Source organism: Dietzia lutea (assembly GCF_003096075.1).
GTDB lineage: Bacteria > Actinomycetota > Actinomycetes > Mycobacteriales > Mycobacteriaceae > Dietzia > Dietzia lutea.
In genome coordinates, this window is sequence record NZ_CP015449.1 from 543,992 (window position 1) to 559,286 (window position 15,295).

A 15,295-nucleotide genomic window follows, 5' to 3' on the forward strand; every position below is an offset into this window, starting at 1 on the left:
CGGCGGCTTGCGTCGTGCCGAGGGGCGGGGTGGGCTCGGCCGCGCCGCCTCGGTCTGCCGCTCAGTCGAGGTTCCAGTCCTCCACGGGCTCCACGACGTTCCCCTCGGAGTCGTAGCGGTAGAAGCCCTGCCCGTCGCCGAGTCCGGCCTTCCCGGCGTCGATCCCCTTCTGGAGCATGTCGGCGAACTTGATCCTGGTGGGGTCGCCGGATGCGCGGGAGATGTTGGCGGCGACGTTGAAGCCGACGGTGTCGAAGACCTGGAACGGGCCGTGCGGCGAGTTGGTGGCGGTGCGCCAGACGTTGTCGATGTCGGCGGGGTTGGCGACGCCGTTGACGTAGAGGGCGGCACCGGCGTTGAGCCACGGGACGAGCAGGCTGTTCAGGAGGTAGCCCGGCGTCTCCTTGTGGATGGGCACGGCGACGAGGCCGATCTCGCCGGCGAATTCGAGGACCGCGTCGAAGTACTTCTTGTCGGTCTGCGGCGTGACCATGACCTCGCCGGTGTTGTAGCGCCAGACGAGATTGGCGAAGTGGAGGGCCAGGAACTTCTCGGGGCGGCCGGTGTCGGCGGCGAAGTCGCTGGGCCGCAGCGTCGAGGTGTTGGTGGTGAAGATGGTCTTCTCCGGCGCGTGGGCGCCGATCTGGGCCCAGACCTGCTTCTTCAGGTCGAGGTTCTCCGGGATGGCTTCGATCACCAGGTCGGCGTCGGCGACCGCCTCGGCGATGTCCGTGGTGGTCCTGATGGAGCCGATGGCGGCGTCGAACTTCGCCTCGTCGAAGTCGGCGAGGTCGCGGCGGTAGTAGCCGCGCATCCACTCCCAGCGATCGGGCAGTTCGGCCAGCAGGTCGTCGGAGATGTCGTAGCCGGTGACGGTTTTGCCGTGGTAGGCGGCCTGCATGATGATCTGGGATCCGAGTACGCCGGTCCCGAAGACGGTCACGTTGGTGATGTCGGTCAAGGTGGGTGCAGCTCCTCTCGTTCACGCTGATGCGTGCGGTGGTTCCGCATGCTCAACGCTACGCCGGTCGGAGTGGTCGTCCGGTCGTGCGGAAAGCAGTTGTCTGGCATCGTGGCGGGCGGAAGCGCCGCTGTGGTCCGACTCACTGGCGGTCCGAGCGGCGACACCGAATGATCGCGCAGGTCAGCGGCCTGCGCGGGCGAGAGGAACGCACATGGCCATCAATGACGACGACATGACCACCACTCCGGCCCAGGGCGAGGGCACCGCCGACGGGGGCTCCAACCCCGAGGGTCGAGACGGCGGAGCCGACGGCTCGGCCACCAAGGGCGAGGGCGAGGGCCTGGCCGACGGCGGCACGAACGCGGAGGGCCACGACGGCGGAGCCGACGGGGCGGCCGATGCCGGCGAGGGCCCGGCCGACGGCGGCTCGAACCCGGACGGTGCCGACGGCGGCGCTGACGGCACGCAGTGATCGCTGGTGCTCCAGCGGTGCGTCGCATGTGAGAGGGAGGAGTTCGCGTCGGACATCTGGGGTCGGCGGCCCTTGCTGAGCCGGGCGGCCCAGCTGCCACGCGACTTCTCCGATCTCCTCGGCCCCGAGATGGTCGACGAGATCATCACCGAACGAGGCGTGCGCACGCCCTTCGTCCGGATGGCGCGGGAGGGCAAGCTCGTCGACCGGGCCTGCTTCACCGGCGCCGGGGGATTCGGCGCGCAGATCGCCGACCAGATCGATCCCGACGGCATGCTCACGCAGTTCGCCGAGGGCGCGACGATCGTCCTGCAGGGTCTGCACCGGTTCTGGCCGCCCATCATCGGTTTCGTGCGCGACATGATCGCCGATGTCGGCCACCCGGTGCAGACCAACGCCTACATCACTCCGCCGGCCAGCCGCGGGTTCGACCTGCACTACGACGTCCACGACGTGTTCGTCCTGCAGACCTCCGGAACCAAGCGGTGGCTGGTGCACGAGCCCGTCCACCGGCACCCGCTTCCCGACCAGCCGTGGACCGACCATCGTGAGGCGATCGCCGCCCGAGCGGCCGACGAGCCGGTGATCGACGCGGTGCTCGAACCGGGCGACTGCCTCTACCTGCCACGCGGCTGGATCCACTCGGCCGAGGCGCAGGGTGAGACCTCCATCCACCTCACCGTGGGCGTAGCACCCCTGACCGGCGTCGATGTGGCGCGCGCGGCGCTCGACGCGCTGGGGTCCGACGAGCAACTGCGCGCGTCGTTGCCGCTCGGGCTGGCGCCCGCGGAGGCCGCCCGCGTCGAGCCGCACGCCCGCGCGGCGCTCGAGACGATCACCCGAATGGCCACCGAGAACCGCGACGAGCTGGTCGGGCGCGCCGGGCGTCGGGTCGCGGCGAACTACCTGGAGCAGGTACGGCCCGAGGCGGTCCGCCCGCTCGCGACCCTCGACGCCGTCGCCTCGCTCGCCGAGAACACGCGGCTGCGCTGGCGCGAAGGACTGCACGGTTCGGTGAAGACGACCCCATCCGGCGTGGTCCTCAGACTGCCCACGAAGTCGATCAGCTTCCCGGCGGAGTGCGAGCCCGCCCTGCACGCCATGATCTCCGGCGAGCCCGTCACCGCGGCGTCGCTGCCCGGCCTCGACGCGGCCGACGGCCTGGTGGTGCTGCGCAGACTGGTGCGGGAGGCAGTGCTGGTGGCGCTGTGAGCGAGACCGATCGCGCGTCCGGATCCGAGCCCGACGGCTGGGAACCGTGCAGCGATTCCTCGCTGCGTCGGGGCGACTCGCTGGAGGGTTCGGGCTCGCGGGGGATGCGGTGGTTGATGCTGGAGCTCGCCGGGCCGTGGGGCCATTCGGCGTTGCTCGAGTCGCCGTCCCTGCTGTCCGCCGATCTCGGTCGGCAGATCGCCCGCAGAGCCCAGGCGGCGGACGTGAGGGTTGCGGCGATCCGCAGGCCGGGTCGTCGTCGTCACCCCGATGAGCGCCGGTGGCGCTGGGCGCTGGCCGATTCCCGCCCCGGCCGGGAGGCGGTGCGCTGGGGCGAGGCGGACGGCCCCGCCGGCTACCTCGAGATCCCCCTGGACGACACGGCGACGAACCCCGCCGCCCCCACCGCCGGCGCGGACCCCACCGACCCCGCCGCGCCGGGTCCCACCGCCGCCAGCACGCCGACCGGCCCGCCGGAGCCGCTCGTCGCGGTCTGCGCGCACGGCCGGCACGACCAGTGCTGCGCGGTCCGCGGCCGACGCGCCACGGCGCGCATCGCCGAGCGGTACCCCGACGCCACGTGGGAGTGCTCGCACCTGGGCGGGGACCGGTTCGCTGCGACGATGATCGTCCTGCCGCACGGGCTCTACTACGGCCGCGTCGACCTGGCGGAGGACCCGGCCGGCCTCGTCGACCGCTACCTGGAGGGCCGCGTCGACCCGCGGCACCTGCGCGGACGCAGCAGTCTGCCGGCGGTTGTGCAGGTCGCGCAGCACCACGCCCGTGAACTCGTGGGTGACGACCGCATCGACGCGCTGGCGCCGCTCGACGTCGTCGAATCGGACGGCCGCGCCGAGGTGATCCTGGACGGGCCGCGTGGGCAGATCGAGGTGCGGCTGCGCGAGACGTGGAGCGAGCCGATCTTCACGATGTGCCAGGCGCGCAGGCCCGGCCCGGTCAGAGAGTGGGAGCTCCTCGGCATCCGCGAGGGGTGACGCGCCACGACGCGGCGGGCGACCCGGCACCGAGGGCTTTTGATCGGGGAAACTGACGTGGCGATCCCCGCACTCTGCGGTGGCCAGCCGGGAGGGCGGCTCTTACGGTTGGGGGTAAACCGTGACGTCTGACCGGGGGCCTCGGGCGCCCGGAGAAGGGATAGGTGACAACAATGCACGTACTTCCCAGCAGAATCCACACGATCATCGGCCTGCTCGTGGGCGTGGTCCTCATCGCGGCTCCGTGGATCTTCGGCTTCGCTGACGTCGGCGCGGCCATGTGGACGGCGATCGTCATCGGCGTGGTGATCGTGTTGAGTGAGCTCACGACCACCAGCCCCGCGAGCCCGGTCAAGCTCGTGCCCATGCGGATCCATGTGTGGATGGACGTTCTGGTTGGCCTCGTTCTGGCGGTGTCGCCGTGGATCTTCGGCTTCGCGGACAACGACGCCAACGTGTGGGTGCCGCACCTCGTGGTCGGCATCGCCGTGATCGGCTACGCGCTGATCACGCGCACCGACGATGCGGCGGCCGCACGGGCCCCGCGGGCGGGGACGACGACCGCCGCCTGACCTTGGCCGTCGGAGACGACGACGAGGCCCCGCGCCTGCTCGACACGAGAGCCGCCGCCCGGTTGGACGTACCGGGCGGCGGCTCTCATTTGCGCCGAGGAGGCCCTGCCGACCTGCATCGAAAAGGCAGTTTCGCCCGGACGTTCCTGGGCAAACGCGGGCCGAACCGTCTTCTCGAGCACCGATCAGGCGGGCTCGAACACCGGCTCGGACAGGGAGTCGGCCACGGCCTCGGCGACGGTCTCCTCGAGCGGGATGGTGCAGGCCAGGGGCTCGCTGCCGGGCCAGTCGTGGCCCCAGTAGCTGTCGGCGGTGATGTTCTGCGGCAGGTACTGGTCCTCGTCCACCATGAGGCCGTCGTAGCCGTACTCGATGTCCCAGCCGCCGGGCGCGCGCAGGTAGTAGGACACCATCTTGTCGTTGGTGTGGCGGCCGAGGGTGGAGGAGATGCCGAACCCGTGCTCGGTGGTGCGCTCCATGGCCTGGGCGACCATGTCCATCTCGGCCACCTCGAGCATGATGTGCACGATCCCCGGGCCCATGTGCGGGGCGGGCATCACGGCGAAGCTGTGGTGGCGCGGGTTGACGCCCATGAACTGGATGCGCAGCGGCGGCATGCCGGGGGCGGCCGGGAACGGGAACGCGCCGCGGGTGTGGAAGCCCAGCACGTCGCGGTAGGAGCCGATGGTGGCGTCGTAGTCGGTGGTGGGGACCACGAGGTGGCCCAGGCCCAGCTCGTCGGTGACGAACTCGGTGCGGTACTTGGTGGAGACCTTGGAGTGGTCCAGCTCGGCGCCGTGGAAGATCTCCAGGCGCTGACCGCAGGGGTCCTCCAGGGTGAGGGCGCCGTCGACCTTGATGGCCTGCGCCTCGTCGTGGGTGAGGTCGCGGTAGGCGATGCCGTGCTCGGCGAGGGTGGCCCGGACGCGGTCCAGGGCGATCTCGTCGCGCACCTCCCAGCCCACCGCGGCGAGGTTGTCCTTCTCGGCGCGGCGCAGCGTGATGCGGCGGGCGCGCTCGTCGAGGCGCAGGTGGAGGGTGTCGTCGTCGCCGCCGGCGCCCACACCCAGGTCGAGAACGTCGTGGGCGAGGGTGCGCCAGCGGTCGAGGTCGGTGGTGTCGATTCTGAGGTAGCCGAGGGCCCGGATGTCGCCCATGGAGTGTCCTTTCGCCGATGAGGGTCCCGGCGTGCCGGGGTGCCGCCGTCCGCCGCGCCGCGCGCGCCGTAGGGAGGGATGAGGACACTGTGACCGCGCTGTGGCGCGCGTCACCGGTTGATTCCGGTGGGTGGGAAAGGTGCAGGTGGGGCGGAGGGTCTTATGACGACGACGAGGCTAGCGGACCGGAGTGTGACGACGACGAGCTGCCCGATCGCCCGGCCGATCTCCTCGAATCGGTGGTGCAGTACATCGACGGGGTGTGCGCCGAGCGTGGCGAGCCGGCCGGGGCCTTTCACTATGCCGGGTGCGGCCGGTCGGACGTGGGGCCGGCGCTGCTCGTGCGGCAGCCGGAGCGGGTGACCGCGGCCGTGCTGTGCGGTGTTCCGGCGGGTGACGTCGACCCGGTGGGCATCGCCGCGCCGGTCATCGCGATGGCCGGGGTCTATGACGCCGACGTGGCGATCGCCGATGTCGCCGCCCTCGCCCACGGCGCGCCGGACGGGCGGTTGGTGGTGTTGGAGCGGGTCGGTGGGCCGGCGCCGCTCGAGGCTCCCGAGCTGGTGGCCGCTGAGCTCGTCCGACTGGCGCCCACGCCGGGGTTCGCGACGATCGCCGAGCGCACCGACGCTGGCATGGCCGTGCGCCGGGCGGTGTTGGGCGATGCCCACGTGGACCGGGCGACCGCCGCCGCGACCGACCTGACGCGCGAGTTCCAGCAGTTCATCACCGACTACGCGTGGGGCGGTATCTGGACGCGGCCCGGGTTGGACCGTCGGGCGCGCTCGATGATCACCCTCACGGCTCTCGTGGCTCGCGGCCACCACGAGGAACTGGCGATGCATCCGCGCGCGGCCCGCACGAACGGGCTGAGCCCGGACGAGATCCGCGAGCTGCTACTACAGACCGCCATCTACTGCGGCGTGCCCGACGCCAACACCGCCTTCAGGATCGCGAAGCAGACCTTGGAGGGTTAGCCCGCGCAAGCTGCCGGGTAAGGCCGCCTGTGCATGCCGCCAGCTCAGGACATCGCTACCGACCCCAGGGACCCCGCCCCCAGCGATCCCGACGGGAGCGGCTCGGGCACGGGGATCGGGACGTCCGGGGTGGTGTGGGTGCCCGCCATCTTCTCCACGAGCTTGGCGTGCATAGTCGCCACGAGCTCGGGCCGGAACTGCAGCGGCGCGGACGGGTTGGCGAGGTTGCTCAGCTCGTGGGGGTCCACGTGCAGGTCGTACAGCTCGGCCTGCGTCGGGGCGACTCCGGCGGGGTCGAAGTAGACGGCGTACTTGTAGCGGTGGTCGCGGACGGCCCGGATGTGGTTGGGCCTCTTCACGATGTCCTGGCCGTCGGCGGCGGCGGCGTTCTCGTCGTCGAAGGTGAACATGACCGTGTCCTGGACGTCGGCGACGGGCGCGGACGGTGAGGTGACGGCCTGCTCGATCACCGGCACGAGGCTGGCGCCGCGGAATGTGAAGGCGTCGGGGTCGGGGATCTCGGCCAGACCCGCCATGGTGGGCATGAGGTCCACGAGCGAGGCCAGTGCGGGGGTCGTGACGGGTGCCGGGAACATCACGGGGTTGCTCACGATGAGCGGGACGCGCAGCGTCTCCTCGTATGCGTTGAAGGCCTTCTGGCGCAGGCCGCCGTGGGACATGCCCATCTCGCCGTGGTCGGAGATGCGGAAGATGACGGTGCGGTCGCGGACCTCGGGGCGGGCGTCGAGGGTGTCGAGGACGGTGCCGAGGTGCTGGTCCACGATCGTGTGGAGGTAGGCGTAGAAATTGGCGTAGTCGCGGGCCCCGCGCTCGGTGGGTAGGGGGCCGAGCGCGCCGGCGATGAGCAGCTGGGACTGCACCTGGGCGCTGGGCTTGTGGTTGAGCGCGAGGTGTTCGGTGTAGGTCGCCGGCAGTTCGATGCCCTGGAGGAAGGCTCCGGGGGCGGCGGGGCCGTAGTTGCCGCAGTCGCCGTCCTGTTCGTCCCACGTCTTGGGGAAGGACAGGATGTCGTGCGGGTTGGCCAGGGAGATGATGAGCGCGAAGGGCTGGTCCTCGCTCTGCTCGACGGTGGACAGGAACTCCACGGCCTGGTCGGTGACGTGGCCGTCGTTGTCCGCGCACCCGCCGCCGAAGTTTTTCACGGCGGTGTCGCCGCCGAAGTCCGGGCCCTCCCAGCCGAGGAAGCCGTATTCGGCGATGTCCTCCGGGGTCGGGCTGCCGCCGTCGGCGCCCTTGCTGATGTGCCACTTGCCGCGGTAGTGCACGCGGTACCCGGCGGAGCCGAGGATGCGCGCCATGTTCTGTTCGGAGGTGGAGAGCGTGGCCTCGCCTGCGGAGAGGGTGCCGCCCTCGGTGAGGGTGGCGGTGACCCCGTGCTCGGCGGGGAACTTGCCGGTGAAGAACGTGCTGCGGCTCGGCGAGCACATGGCGGTGGAGCAGAAGGCGTTCTCGAAGCTCAGCCCGTTGTCGACGAGCCGGCGACGATTGGGCAGGTTCTCGTCGGCCCAGCCGGCGGGCCAGTGCATGGGGGCGCGCTCCTGGTCGGTGATGAACAGGATGATGTTGGGGCGCCGGATCATCTGTCCGGCGGGCTGGTCGTCGGGGGCGTCCGGCCCGCCGGGCTCGGTCGACGGCGGCGTTCCGGTGCTGCCGTTGGCGCTGCCGAGGCCGGCGCTGGTCATGACGCCGGCAACCGTGGCGGCGGTGCCTGCGAGGAAGTCTCGTCGGGGGAGGGCGCCCATGGTCTCGCGGGCGGTGGTCAGGGTGGGATCGGCATCGGCCATCGCGGCTTTTCCTGTCCTGGGGAAGGTGGGCGGCGTGGAGGAGACGCCACCGGTTCCAACCTAAGACACCGAGTGGCGCCGGATGAGAAAAACCGAAGAATCTTTAGAAGCGCTGGACACAGCGGAAACCGAGATGGGAGGTCGAGGAGTCCACGTCCTCGGCCTGCCGGGCGGCCGGTCGGTATCGCCGGCAGTAGTTCGGTGCGCACAGGTGAGACCCGCCCTTGATGACCTTGCGGGTGTGCGAGCTTCGCGAGGTGGAGGTCCCCGGGTTACAGCAGGATCCGGCACCGGGGGTTGCGGTGGGCCCGGCCTGCCGGGCCGCAGCGTGGTGGGAGTCGGTGGCGGGGGAGTCGGTCCACTCCCACACGTTGCCGATGGTGTCCAGCAGGCCGTAGCCGTTGGCGGGGTATTTGCCGACGGGACTGGTGCGGGCGTGTCCGTGCGGGTCGAGGTTCTGCCGGGGGAATTCGCCGTGCCAGGTGTTGGCCATGACGCGGCCGCCCGGCGAGAGCTCGTCTCCCCACTGGAACCGGGTGCCGTCGGCGCCGCCGCGCGCGGCGTATTCCCATTCGGCTTCGGTGGGGAGCTCCAGGCCGGCCCAGTGGGCGTAGGCGTGGGCGTCGGCGTGGGAGACGTGCACGACCGGATGATCCGGGTGGGCGGGGGCGCCGTCGTTCTGCGGGTGGCGCCATGTGGTGCCGGGGACGTAGTTCCACCAGCGCCGGAAGTCGTCCAACGGCACGGGCTGCGCAGGTGGGGTGAACTGCAGCGACCCGGCGACGAGCAGGGTCGGGTCAGCGCCGGGGTAGTCGGCGGGGTCCGGCGGGATCTCGGCGGTGGTGACGTGCCCGGTCTCGCGGACGAACTCGGCGAACTGGGCGTTGGTCACCGGCGTGCGGTCGATCCGGAACCCCTCGATCCGGCGGGTGTGGGCGGGCCGTTCCTCCGGGTAGTTCCGGTCGCTGCCCATGACGAACTCTCCGCCAGGGATGGCGACCATGTCGTGGCGAGGGGGCATCTGGGGCCTTTCGGTGGGTGCGCCGGACGCCCGAATGATCTCACCGCCGGCCCCGCCGCGCGGGGCGTTCGTCGACGCGCCGACCGCGTGGCGGGCACCGGGCATGTCTGCGCGTGGTGGCGCGGAAACGATAGGGGCGACGACGACGAGGTGCCCATCCACCCGGAGGTTCTCTGAGTCGTTGGAGGCTTGGGGGCCACCGAATATTTCCTCTGGGGCAGCAGTTGCCGTTGGGGGCCGGTGATCGCGTTCATGGGGACCACCGGCCCCGTGTCAGGGATTGACCTACTGGCTCGCGGCGGCGTGCTCGCGCAGGTTGTGGGTGCCGGCGTCGATCCAGATCGTGGTGTGGAAGATGCGGTCCAGGATGGCGTCGGCGTGAACCCGGAGCCCAAGCGCTGGTGTCCTTCTCGGCGCGGCGCAGCGTTATGCGGCGGGCGCGCTCGTCGAGGCGCAGGTAGAGGGTGTCGTCGTCGCCGCCGGCGCACTCGCCCAGGTCGAGGACGTCGTGGGCGAGGGTGCGCCAGCGGTCGAGGTCGGTGGTGTCGATGGTGAGGTAGCCGAGGGCCCGGATGTCGCCCATGGAGTGTCCTTTCGCCGATAAGGGTCTCGGCGTGCCGGGGGTGCCGCCGTCCGCCGCGCCGCGCGCGTCCGGGGGAGGGATGAGGACACTGTGACCGCGTTATGGCGCGCGTCACCGGGCGATTCCCCAGCGGGTGGGAAATGCCCAGGTGGGGTGGCGGGTGTTATGGCGACGACGACAACAAGGTGCTCGCCCTCTCGGCCGACTTCGCCGACCCGGTGGTGCGCCACATCGGCGGGGTGTTCGCGAGCGGAGCGTGCCGGCCGGGGCCTTTCACCACGCCGGGTGTGGCCGGTCGGATGTTCAACCGGCCTGCTCACGCCGGATGCGGGCGCGCGGCGGCGGCCGCCGAGTGCGCATACCCACCGAGCCGCTTACGCGCTCAGACCTGAGTTGGACCTCTTGATGGGGTTTCGGGGCCACCGGTGTTCATCGTTGCTGGTCAGCGGAATTCAGGTCGGAGGTTCGGGGCACTAGCCGGGCTGTAGTTTGGGGGTGTGAGCCCGTTCGTGCGGAAGGTGAAGACGTCGTCGGGAGCGACGGCTGTGCAGATCGTGGAGAAGGTCCGCGGTCAGCGCAGGATCTTGGAGCACATCGGATCCGCGCACACCGAGGGCGAGCTGGCGGCGTTGATCGCGGTGGCCAGGGGCAAAATCCACGCCGGTCAACAGTCCCTGGACCTGGGCTTGGGACCGGAGGCGCAAGTTCGTTCCGGCGGGGATGCGGTAGTGCGCCGACACTCCAGCGAACTGCTGTGGCAGACGTTGACCAGCACCTTCGACGCACTCGGGTTCGATGCCGTTGCCGACGAGACGTTCAAGACGCTGGTGTGCGTCCGGCTGGTCGAGCCGACCAGCAAGCTCGATACACCTCGCGTCCTGGACGACATCGGCGTTGATGCTCCGCATCTGTCGAGCATCAAGAGGGCACTGGCTCGTTGCGTCGAACGCGATTACCGTACTGTGCTGGCAACCGCGTGCTGGGAGCATGTCACCGCCGCCGGCGGCCCGGGCGTCGCCCTGGTGCTGTACGACCTGACCACGCTGTACTTCGAGGCCGAGAAGGAAGACGGCCTGCGCAAGGTCGGCATGAGCAAGGAACGCCGCGTCGACCCGCAGATCACCGTCGGTCTGCTGGTGGCCCGGGACGGGTTTCCGCTGGATATTCACGTCTTCGAGGGCAACAAGGCCGAGACGAAGACGTTGATCCCGGTCATCACGGCCTTTCAGCAGCGCCATGACATAGCCGACATGGTTGTCGTCGCCGATGCGGGCATGCTGTCGGCGGCGAACCTCAACGCCCTAGAGGATGCCGGTCTGTCGTTCATCGTCGCCTCCCGCACCTCGAAGGCCCCGAAAGAGCTCGAGGACCACTTCGGCCGCCGTGGCAACGCCATCGATGACGGCGAGGTCGTGGAGCTGACCCGCCCGATGGGCCAAGGTCGGGATCGGCGCGACCGCAGGGCGGTGTGGCACTACAAGTGGCAACGCGCTCAGCGGGATCGCCGCACGCTCAACGCGCAGATCGACCGCGCCCAAAGGGTCGCTGACCGGGCGGAACCGCTGAAGAAGCAGCGATTCGTGAAGGTCACCGGCCAAACCGTCGCCCTGGACGAGGCGCTCATCGAACGAGCCCGACAGTCCGCTGGCTACAAGGGCTACGTCACCAACATCGACCCGAAGACCATGGATGGCCACGCCGTCGTAGCCGCCTATCACGACTTGTGGAAGGTCGAGCAGTCGTTCCGAATGGCCAAATCGGATCTGAAAGCACGGCCGATCTTTCACCGCACCCGCGACTCGATAGAAGCACACCTGACCATCGTCTTCGCGGCCCTCGCGATCGCCCGCCACCTGCAGAACCGCACCGGCATGTCGATCAAGAAAATCGTGCGGATCCTGCGTCGGATCCACACCGTCATCATCGACGTCGACGGCCACGAACTCACCGTCCGAACTCCGCTGGACGACGAGGCCCAAGCCATCACCAGCGCCATTTCAGCGGGGCACTAAGGAGGTCCAACTCAGGTCAGATGCCGAGCACCGATGCCTGGGCGAGGACGTCTGCTGGCATTGGTCGGCGGAGTTCCCAACGAATTTGTATCGGCCGCTCGCCGGAGTGGGAAACGTAGTCCGCGTTTCCCAGCAGCATGAAAGGTGCGGTGGCGACGTCATCCTTGGGTGAGTTGCGGACTGCCAGCAGCACGTTGGTTCCCGATTCGCGCTGGGACAGGTAGCGCCTTCCAGTTGCTGATGACTGCGACGTGCTCGATTGAGACTCCCAGTCGAATAGCGTGGGAGACACGGGGACATCCCGGTACATCGTTGAAGGGCTGAATACCCTCTCGTCCTTATGCAGATTGATAAAGAATATGTCTGTCTGGTGGGCCTCGGACCAGGCGACGCCCTCGCGTGATCCCTGCGGCCTTCCGTCCTTCCCGCGCCAGTCCAGCGCTGACAGCAACTCCTCGCGGCTGTAGCTCGCATGGGAGCGCAGTGGCAGATCTGCAAGGTCGCCGTCCAGCGGCAGCGGAACGTGACGAATATTCCGTGTAGACGCCTCCATTAGCTGGACGAGTTCCTCGAACAAGCGCGGGTACTCGGCAAGTTCGGCGACTGTCTGAGTGAAGTCAGGCGTCGATTGCGAGGGTAGGAGGTAGTCGACGAGCATCGACGCCCACACGTCATCGCGGGCGAAGGCCTGGCCAGCCAAGATGCCTTCGCTGACCCGCGTGTATTCCCGAATCCGGTCGAGGTCGTCGACCGTCCTCAGTCTTTGAAGTCTCTTGAGGAGCTTCTTCTCTTGGCCCTCGGGCTCCGGCTTCCCCGTTGCGATCGACACGATGGTCGTCCAAGAGCGATCGGCGCGATAAATGTCGTCTAGGTCGCGGTTAGTCTCGTTAAGAAATTCAGCAAGCATGGGGACGGCACCGAGTGACCGCAGGTCTCTTGCCAGAGCGTTCTTCGTGTTGGCCTTCACCGCCTCCTTGATCGATCGAATGACTTCATCGCGGGATACCTCATCCAGGACGATGCGTGAGGCCCCTGGAAGAGACGGGAAACCCACCTCGAGGTCGGACTCGAGGCGGCGGCGAGACAAGCCAGTCATCGCATGAAAACGGCCGGCCAGGTCGAAGTCCGCTCGATGCTGTCCCACGAAGTCCAGGACGGTCAGTACGGCCTTGCCAGGGGAGCGGCGCAAACCTCTTCCGAGCTGCTGAATAAAGATCGTGGAACTGGCTGTCGGACGAAGCATCAAGACCACGTCGACGGAGGGAATGTCGACGCCCTCATTGAAGACGTCGACAGTAAACACGCACCGCAGTTCCCCGGACTTGAGTCGTTCGACAACGGCGCGGCGCTCATCGAGATCGGTAGTGCCAACGATCGCGGCCGATGGGAGGCCGCGGGCAGTAAATGCCTCGGCCATGTACTGAGCGTGTTCCACTGAAACGCAGAATCCCAGCGCTCTCATGCGACTCGGATCGAGAACCTTCTCGCGGAGAGCCTTGAGGATGAGCAGGGTACGGGCGTCATTGCCGGTGTAAAGCGCGGAGAGCGCTCCTGGGCTGTACTGGCCGGCCGTCCACTCCACATCGCGGAGATCCGTGTTGTCAGAGATGCCGTAGTAGTGAAATGGGCACAGTAAGTCCTGTTCGAGTGCGTCCCACAAGCGGAGCTCGTACGCGGTCCGACCGTCGAATAGCTTTCGTACGTCCACGCCGTCGGCGCGCTCCGGAGTTGCTGTTAGCCCGAGCACTTCCGACGCGTCGAATCGAGACAGGAGGCGTCTGTAACTCGCAGCCTCTGCGTGGTGGAACTCATCGATAACGAGGACGTCCCACTCGTCAGGAGCGTGCTCGTCTCGATCCAGTGATTGGACGCTGGCAAAGACATGTTTCCAATGGCGAGGCCGCTCGCCGCCGACGAATAGTTCGCCGAATGACCCGTCACCGAGCACGGCGCGATAGGTGCGGATGGCCTGGACGAGGATTTCTTTCCTGTGGGCTACGAAGAGCAGGGACGGCAGCTTCCCGCCGGCCTGTTCGGATAACGCTCTGTAGTCGAGTGCCGCAACGACGGTTTTGCCAGTTCCAGTGGCTGCGACTAGAAGGTTGCGGTGGTGGTCAAACACTTCCCGTTCGGTTGCTAGCGCGTCAAGCATCAGCTGCTGGTGGCCGAACGGTCGTACCTCCAGCCCCGACAGAGTGACGAGGACCGAGTTGGACTTGCGGCCACCCGCTTCCTCGAGCGCGCGGTCTAGCTTTTCGGTATCGCGTTCCGGGTCGTATAACTCGAAGTCAGCCATGTTCCAATACGAGTCAAAGACTGTCCGGAACTTTGCGATCTGAGCCGCATGCACGACCGACGACAGGCGGACGTTCCACTCGAGCCCATCTACAAGGGCCGATCGAGACAGATTCGAACTCCCGACGTAGGCGGTGTCGAAGCCTGAATGTCTGCGAAACAGCCATGCCTTCGCATGTAGGCGAGTCGAGGCTTTCTCAAACCGCACCTTGACCTGGGCGCCGTAGTCCTTAACAAGAACATCGAGCGCCCGGCGATCTGTTGCGCCCATGTAAGTGGTCGTGAGAACGCGCGGAGTTATCCCGCGCTCGGTGAGCAGTTCAAACTGCGGCGCGAGGACCGTCACGCCCGTGAACTTTACGAAAGCGCACAAGAGGTCGACTTCGTCAGCCGACTCCATCTCGAGTGCGAGTTCGTTGCCGAGGCCGGGCTCATCCCGGGCGTTGGTAAGAAGCGCACCTTCCGATAGTGGGGTCGAAGGGCGGCGCGGTTCGGTTCGCCCAGCGGGATAGATGGACTGAAGGACTGACCCACCTGCGAGGTCGTCGCCATCGGAGTCGAGAACATCGAGAAACCGCTCAACCACCTCGAGCCGCTTCTCTTGGTTTACTGACTCTAGGTGTCTACGAACTGCGTCGCCGATGTGTCGCCCCAGGATCTCGGGGGCGAGAGTCGGATCCAGATCGACGATCCGTCGTGACCCCGATGTCGCGTCGAGACGCTTCTGAAGGCGCGGGGTGATGACCGACTCGTAGAGCCCTTCGGGCAGTGGTGCACTCACAATTGCTCCGAGACGGAATTGAGGCTCGGAGCGGAAAGGACCGCTACCGCAGGGAGGTCAGGAGCCGCCCAGTCCAGAGACGCCAAAGAGTCGAGGGGCAGCCAGCGCAACTCATCGTGGTCGGTGCTCGTGGTGGGGATATCCAGAGACGAGACGAGGTAGCACGCCAGATCAATCTCGGCATCGCCGACGGAGGTGACAGATCTGTCGACGAGATCACCCACCGAGACGGATACGCCGAGTTCTTCCCGAATCTCGCGAACTAAGGCGAGCTCGGGAGTCTCGCCGTCGTCGATTTTTCCGCCCGGAAACTCCCACTTCCCAGCTGCAGGCTTGCCCGGTGCTCGCTTGCACGCGAGCACCTCGCCTCCCCGTACGAACACTGCCGCTACTACTTCAATACGCGGCAATGGGGCTCCCTTGTCAGCAGACTTCACATTCGGAAGTAG

The 15,295-nt window shown here is 68.0% G+C and carries 12 protein-coding genes and 2 pseudogenes; 6 read left to right on the top strand and 8 right to left on the bottom strand.

Annotated elements, in window-relative coordinates:
• Positions 1-61: 61 nt before the first annotated feature.
• Positions 62-961 carry a 3-hydroxyacyl-CoA dehydrogenase gene (locus tag A6035_RS02455; RefSeq protein WP_108846470.1) on the bottom strand — a complete coding sequence of 300 codons (900 nt, stop codon included), beginning with the start codon at positions 959-961 and terminating at the stop codon, positions 62-64.
• Positions 962-1,175: 214 nt separating this feature from the next.
• Between A6035_RS02455 and A6035_RS02460 the strand changes: the two genes are divergently transcribed.
• The 4 genes from A6035_RS02460 (at position 1,176) to A6035_RS02475 (ending at position 4,215) form a co-directional block, all read left to right on the top strand.
• Positions 1,176-1,436 carry a BatC protein gene (locus tag A6035_RS02460; protein WP_108846471.1) on the top strand — a complete coding sequence of 87 codons (261 nt, stop codon included), beginning with the start codon at positions 1,176-1,178 and terminating at the stop codon, positions 1,434-1,436.
• Between the two features lie 6 nt (positions 1,437-1,442).
• Positions 1,443-2,648, top strand: a complete 1,206-nt coding sequence (locus A6035_RS02465) for a cupin domain-containing protein (protein ID WP_108846472.1) — start codon at positions 1,443-1,445, stop codon at positions 2,646-2,648.
• Positions 2,649-2,752: 104 nt separating this feature from the next.
• Positions 2,753-3,643, top strand: a complete 891-nt coding sequence (locus tag A6035_RS02470; protein ID WP_108849028.1) for a sucrase ferredoxin — start codon at positions 2,753-2,755, stop codon at positions 3,641-3,643.
• A 173-nt stretch (positions 3,644-3,816) separates the two neighbouring features.
• Positions 3,817-4,215: an SPW repeat protein gene (locus A6035_RS02475; RefSeq protein ID WP_108846473.1), complete on the top strand. Its 399-nt coding sequence runs from the start codon at positions 3,817-3,819 to the stop codon at positions 4,213-4,215.
• 185 nt (positions 4,216-4,400) lie between these two features.
• On the opposite strand, the gene A6035_RS02480 is transcribed toward A6035_RS02475, so the two are convergent.
• A complete protein-coding gene (locus A6035_RS02480; RefSeq protein ID WP_108846474.1) occupies positions 4,401-5,372 on the bottom strand; it encodes a VOC family protein in 972 nt (323 codons plus the stop codon).
• Between the two features lie 239 nt (positions 5,373-5,611).
• Between A6035_RS02480 and pcaC the strand changes: the two genes are divergently transcribed.
• Positions 5,612-6,349, top strand: coding sequence for a 4-carboxymuconolactone decarboxylase (gene pcaC, locus A6035_RS19410; protein ID WP_235026575.1), 738 nt, complete (start codon positions 5,612-5,614; stop codon positions 6,347-6,349).
• A 44-nt stretch (positions 6,350-6,393) separates the two neighbouring features.
• Here pcaC and A6035_RS02490 read toward each other — a convergent pair whose 3' ends face one another.
• The 4 genes and pseudogenes from A6035_RS02490 to A6035_RS19500 all read right to left on the bottom strand — a co-directional run.
• Entirely contained in the window at positions 6,394-8,154 is a 1,761-nt protein-coding gene (locus A6035_RS02490; protein WP_235026576.1) for a sulfatase family protein, read from the bottom strand.
• Between the two features lie 103 nt (positions 8,155-8,257).
• Positions 8,258-9,175 carry a formylglycine-generating enzyme family protein gene (locus tag A6035_RS02495; RefSeq protein ID WP_235026577.1) on the bottom strand — a complete coding sequence of 306 codons (918 nt, stop codon included), beginning with the start codon at positions 9,173-9,175 and terminating at the stop codon, positions 8,258-8,260.
• A gap of 285 nt (positions 9,176-9,460) precedes the next feature.
• Positions 9,461-9,591: pseudogene (locus A6035_RS19495) on the bottom strand (ATP-binding protein); the annotation flags it as partial.
• Between the two features lie 17 nt (positions 9,592-9,608).
• Positions 9,609-9,758: pseudogene (locus A6035_RS19500) on the bottom strand (VOC family protein); the annotation flags it as partial.
• A gap of 497 nt (positions 9,759-10,255) precedes the next feature.
• Between A6035_RS19500 and A6035_RS02505 the strand changes: the two are divergent.
• Positions 10,256-11,770, top strand: coding sequence for an IS1634 family transposase (locus A6035_RS02505; RefSeq protein WP_244192482.1), 1,515 nt, complete (start codon positions 10,256-10,258; stop codon positions 11,768-11,770).
• 16 nt (positions 11,771-11,786) lie between these two features.
• Here A6035_RS02505 and A6035_RS02510 read toward each other — a convergent pair whose 3' ends face one another.
• Together A6035_RS02510 and A6035_RS02515 are read right to left on the bottom strand one after the other, a co-directional pair.
• Complete coding sequence (locus tag A6035_RS02510) at positions 11,787-14,834, bottom strand: DUF3427 domain-containing protein (protein ID WP_200836378.1); 3,048 nt, start codon at positions 14,832-14,834, stop codon at positions 11,787-11,789.
• Between the two features lie 8 nt (positions 14,835-14,842).
• Positions 14,843-15,283, bottom strand: coding sequence for a (deoxy)nucleoside triphosphate pyrophosphohydrolase (locus A6035_RS02515; protein ID WP_268817660.1), 441 nt, complete (start codon positions 15,281-15,283; stop codon positions 14,843-14,845).
• Positions 15,284-15,295: the final 12 nt, after the last annotated feature.

Bases quoted from the DNA above. Each gene is read 5' to 3' on its own strand.
- A6035_RS02495 (WP_235026577.1), bottom strand. From the start codon at position 9,175: ATGCCCCCTCGCCACGACATGGTCGCCATCCCTGGCGGAGAGTTCGTC.
- A6035_RS02460 (WP_108846471.1), top strand. From the start codon at position 1,176: ATGGCCATCAATGACGACGACATGACCACCACTCCGGCCCAGGGCGAG.
- A6035_RS02490 (WP_235026576.1), bottom strand. From the start codon at position 8,154: ATGGCCGATGCCGATCCCACCCTGACCACCGCCCGCGAGACCATGGGC.
- A6035_RS02480 (WP_108846474.1), bottom strand. From the start codon at position 5,372: ATGGGCGACATCCGGGCCCTCGGCTACCTCAGAATCGACACCACCGAC.
- A6035_RS02475 (WP_108846473.1), top strand. From the start codon at position 3,817: ATGCACGTACTTCCCAGCAGAATCCACACGATCATCGGCCTGCTCGTG.
- A6035_RS02470 (WP_108849028.1), top strand. From the start codon at position 2,753: ATGCGGTGGTTGATGCTGGAGCTCGCCGGGCCGTGGGGCCATTCGGCG.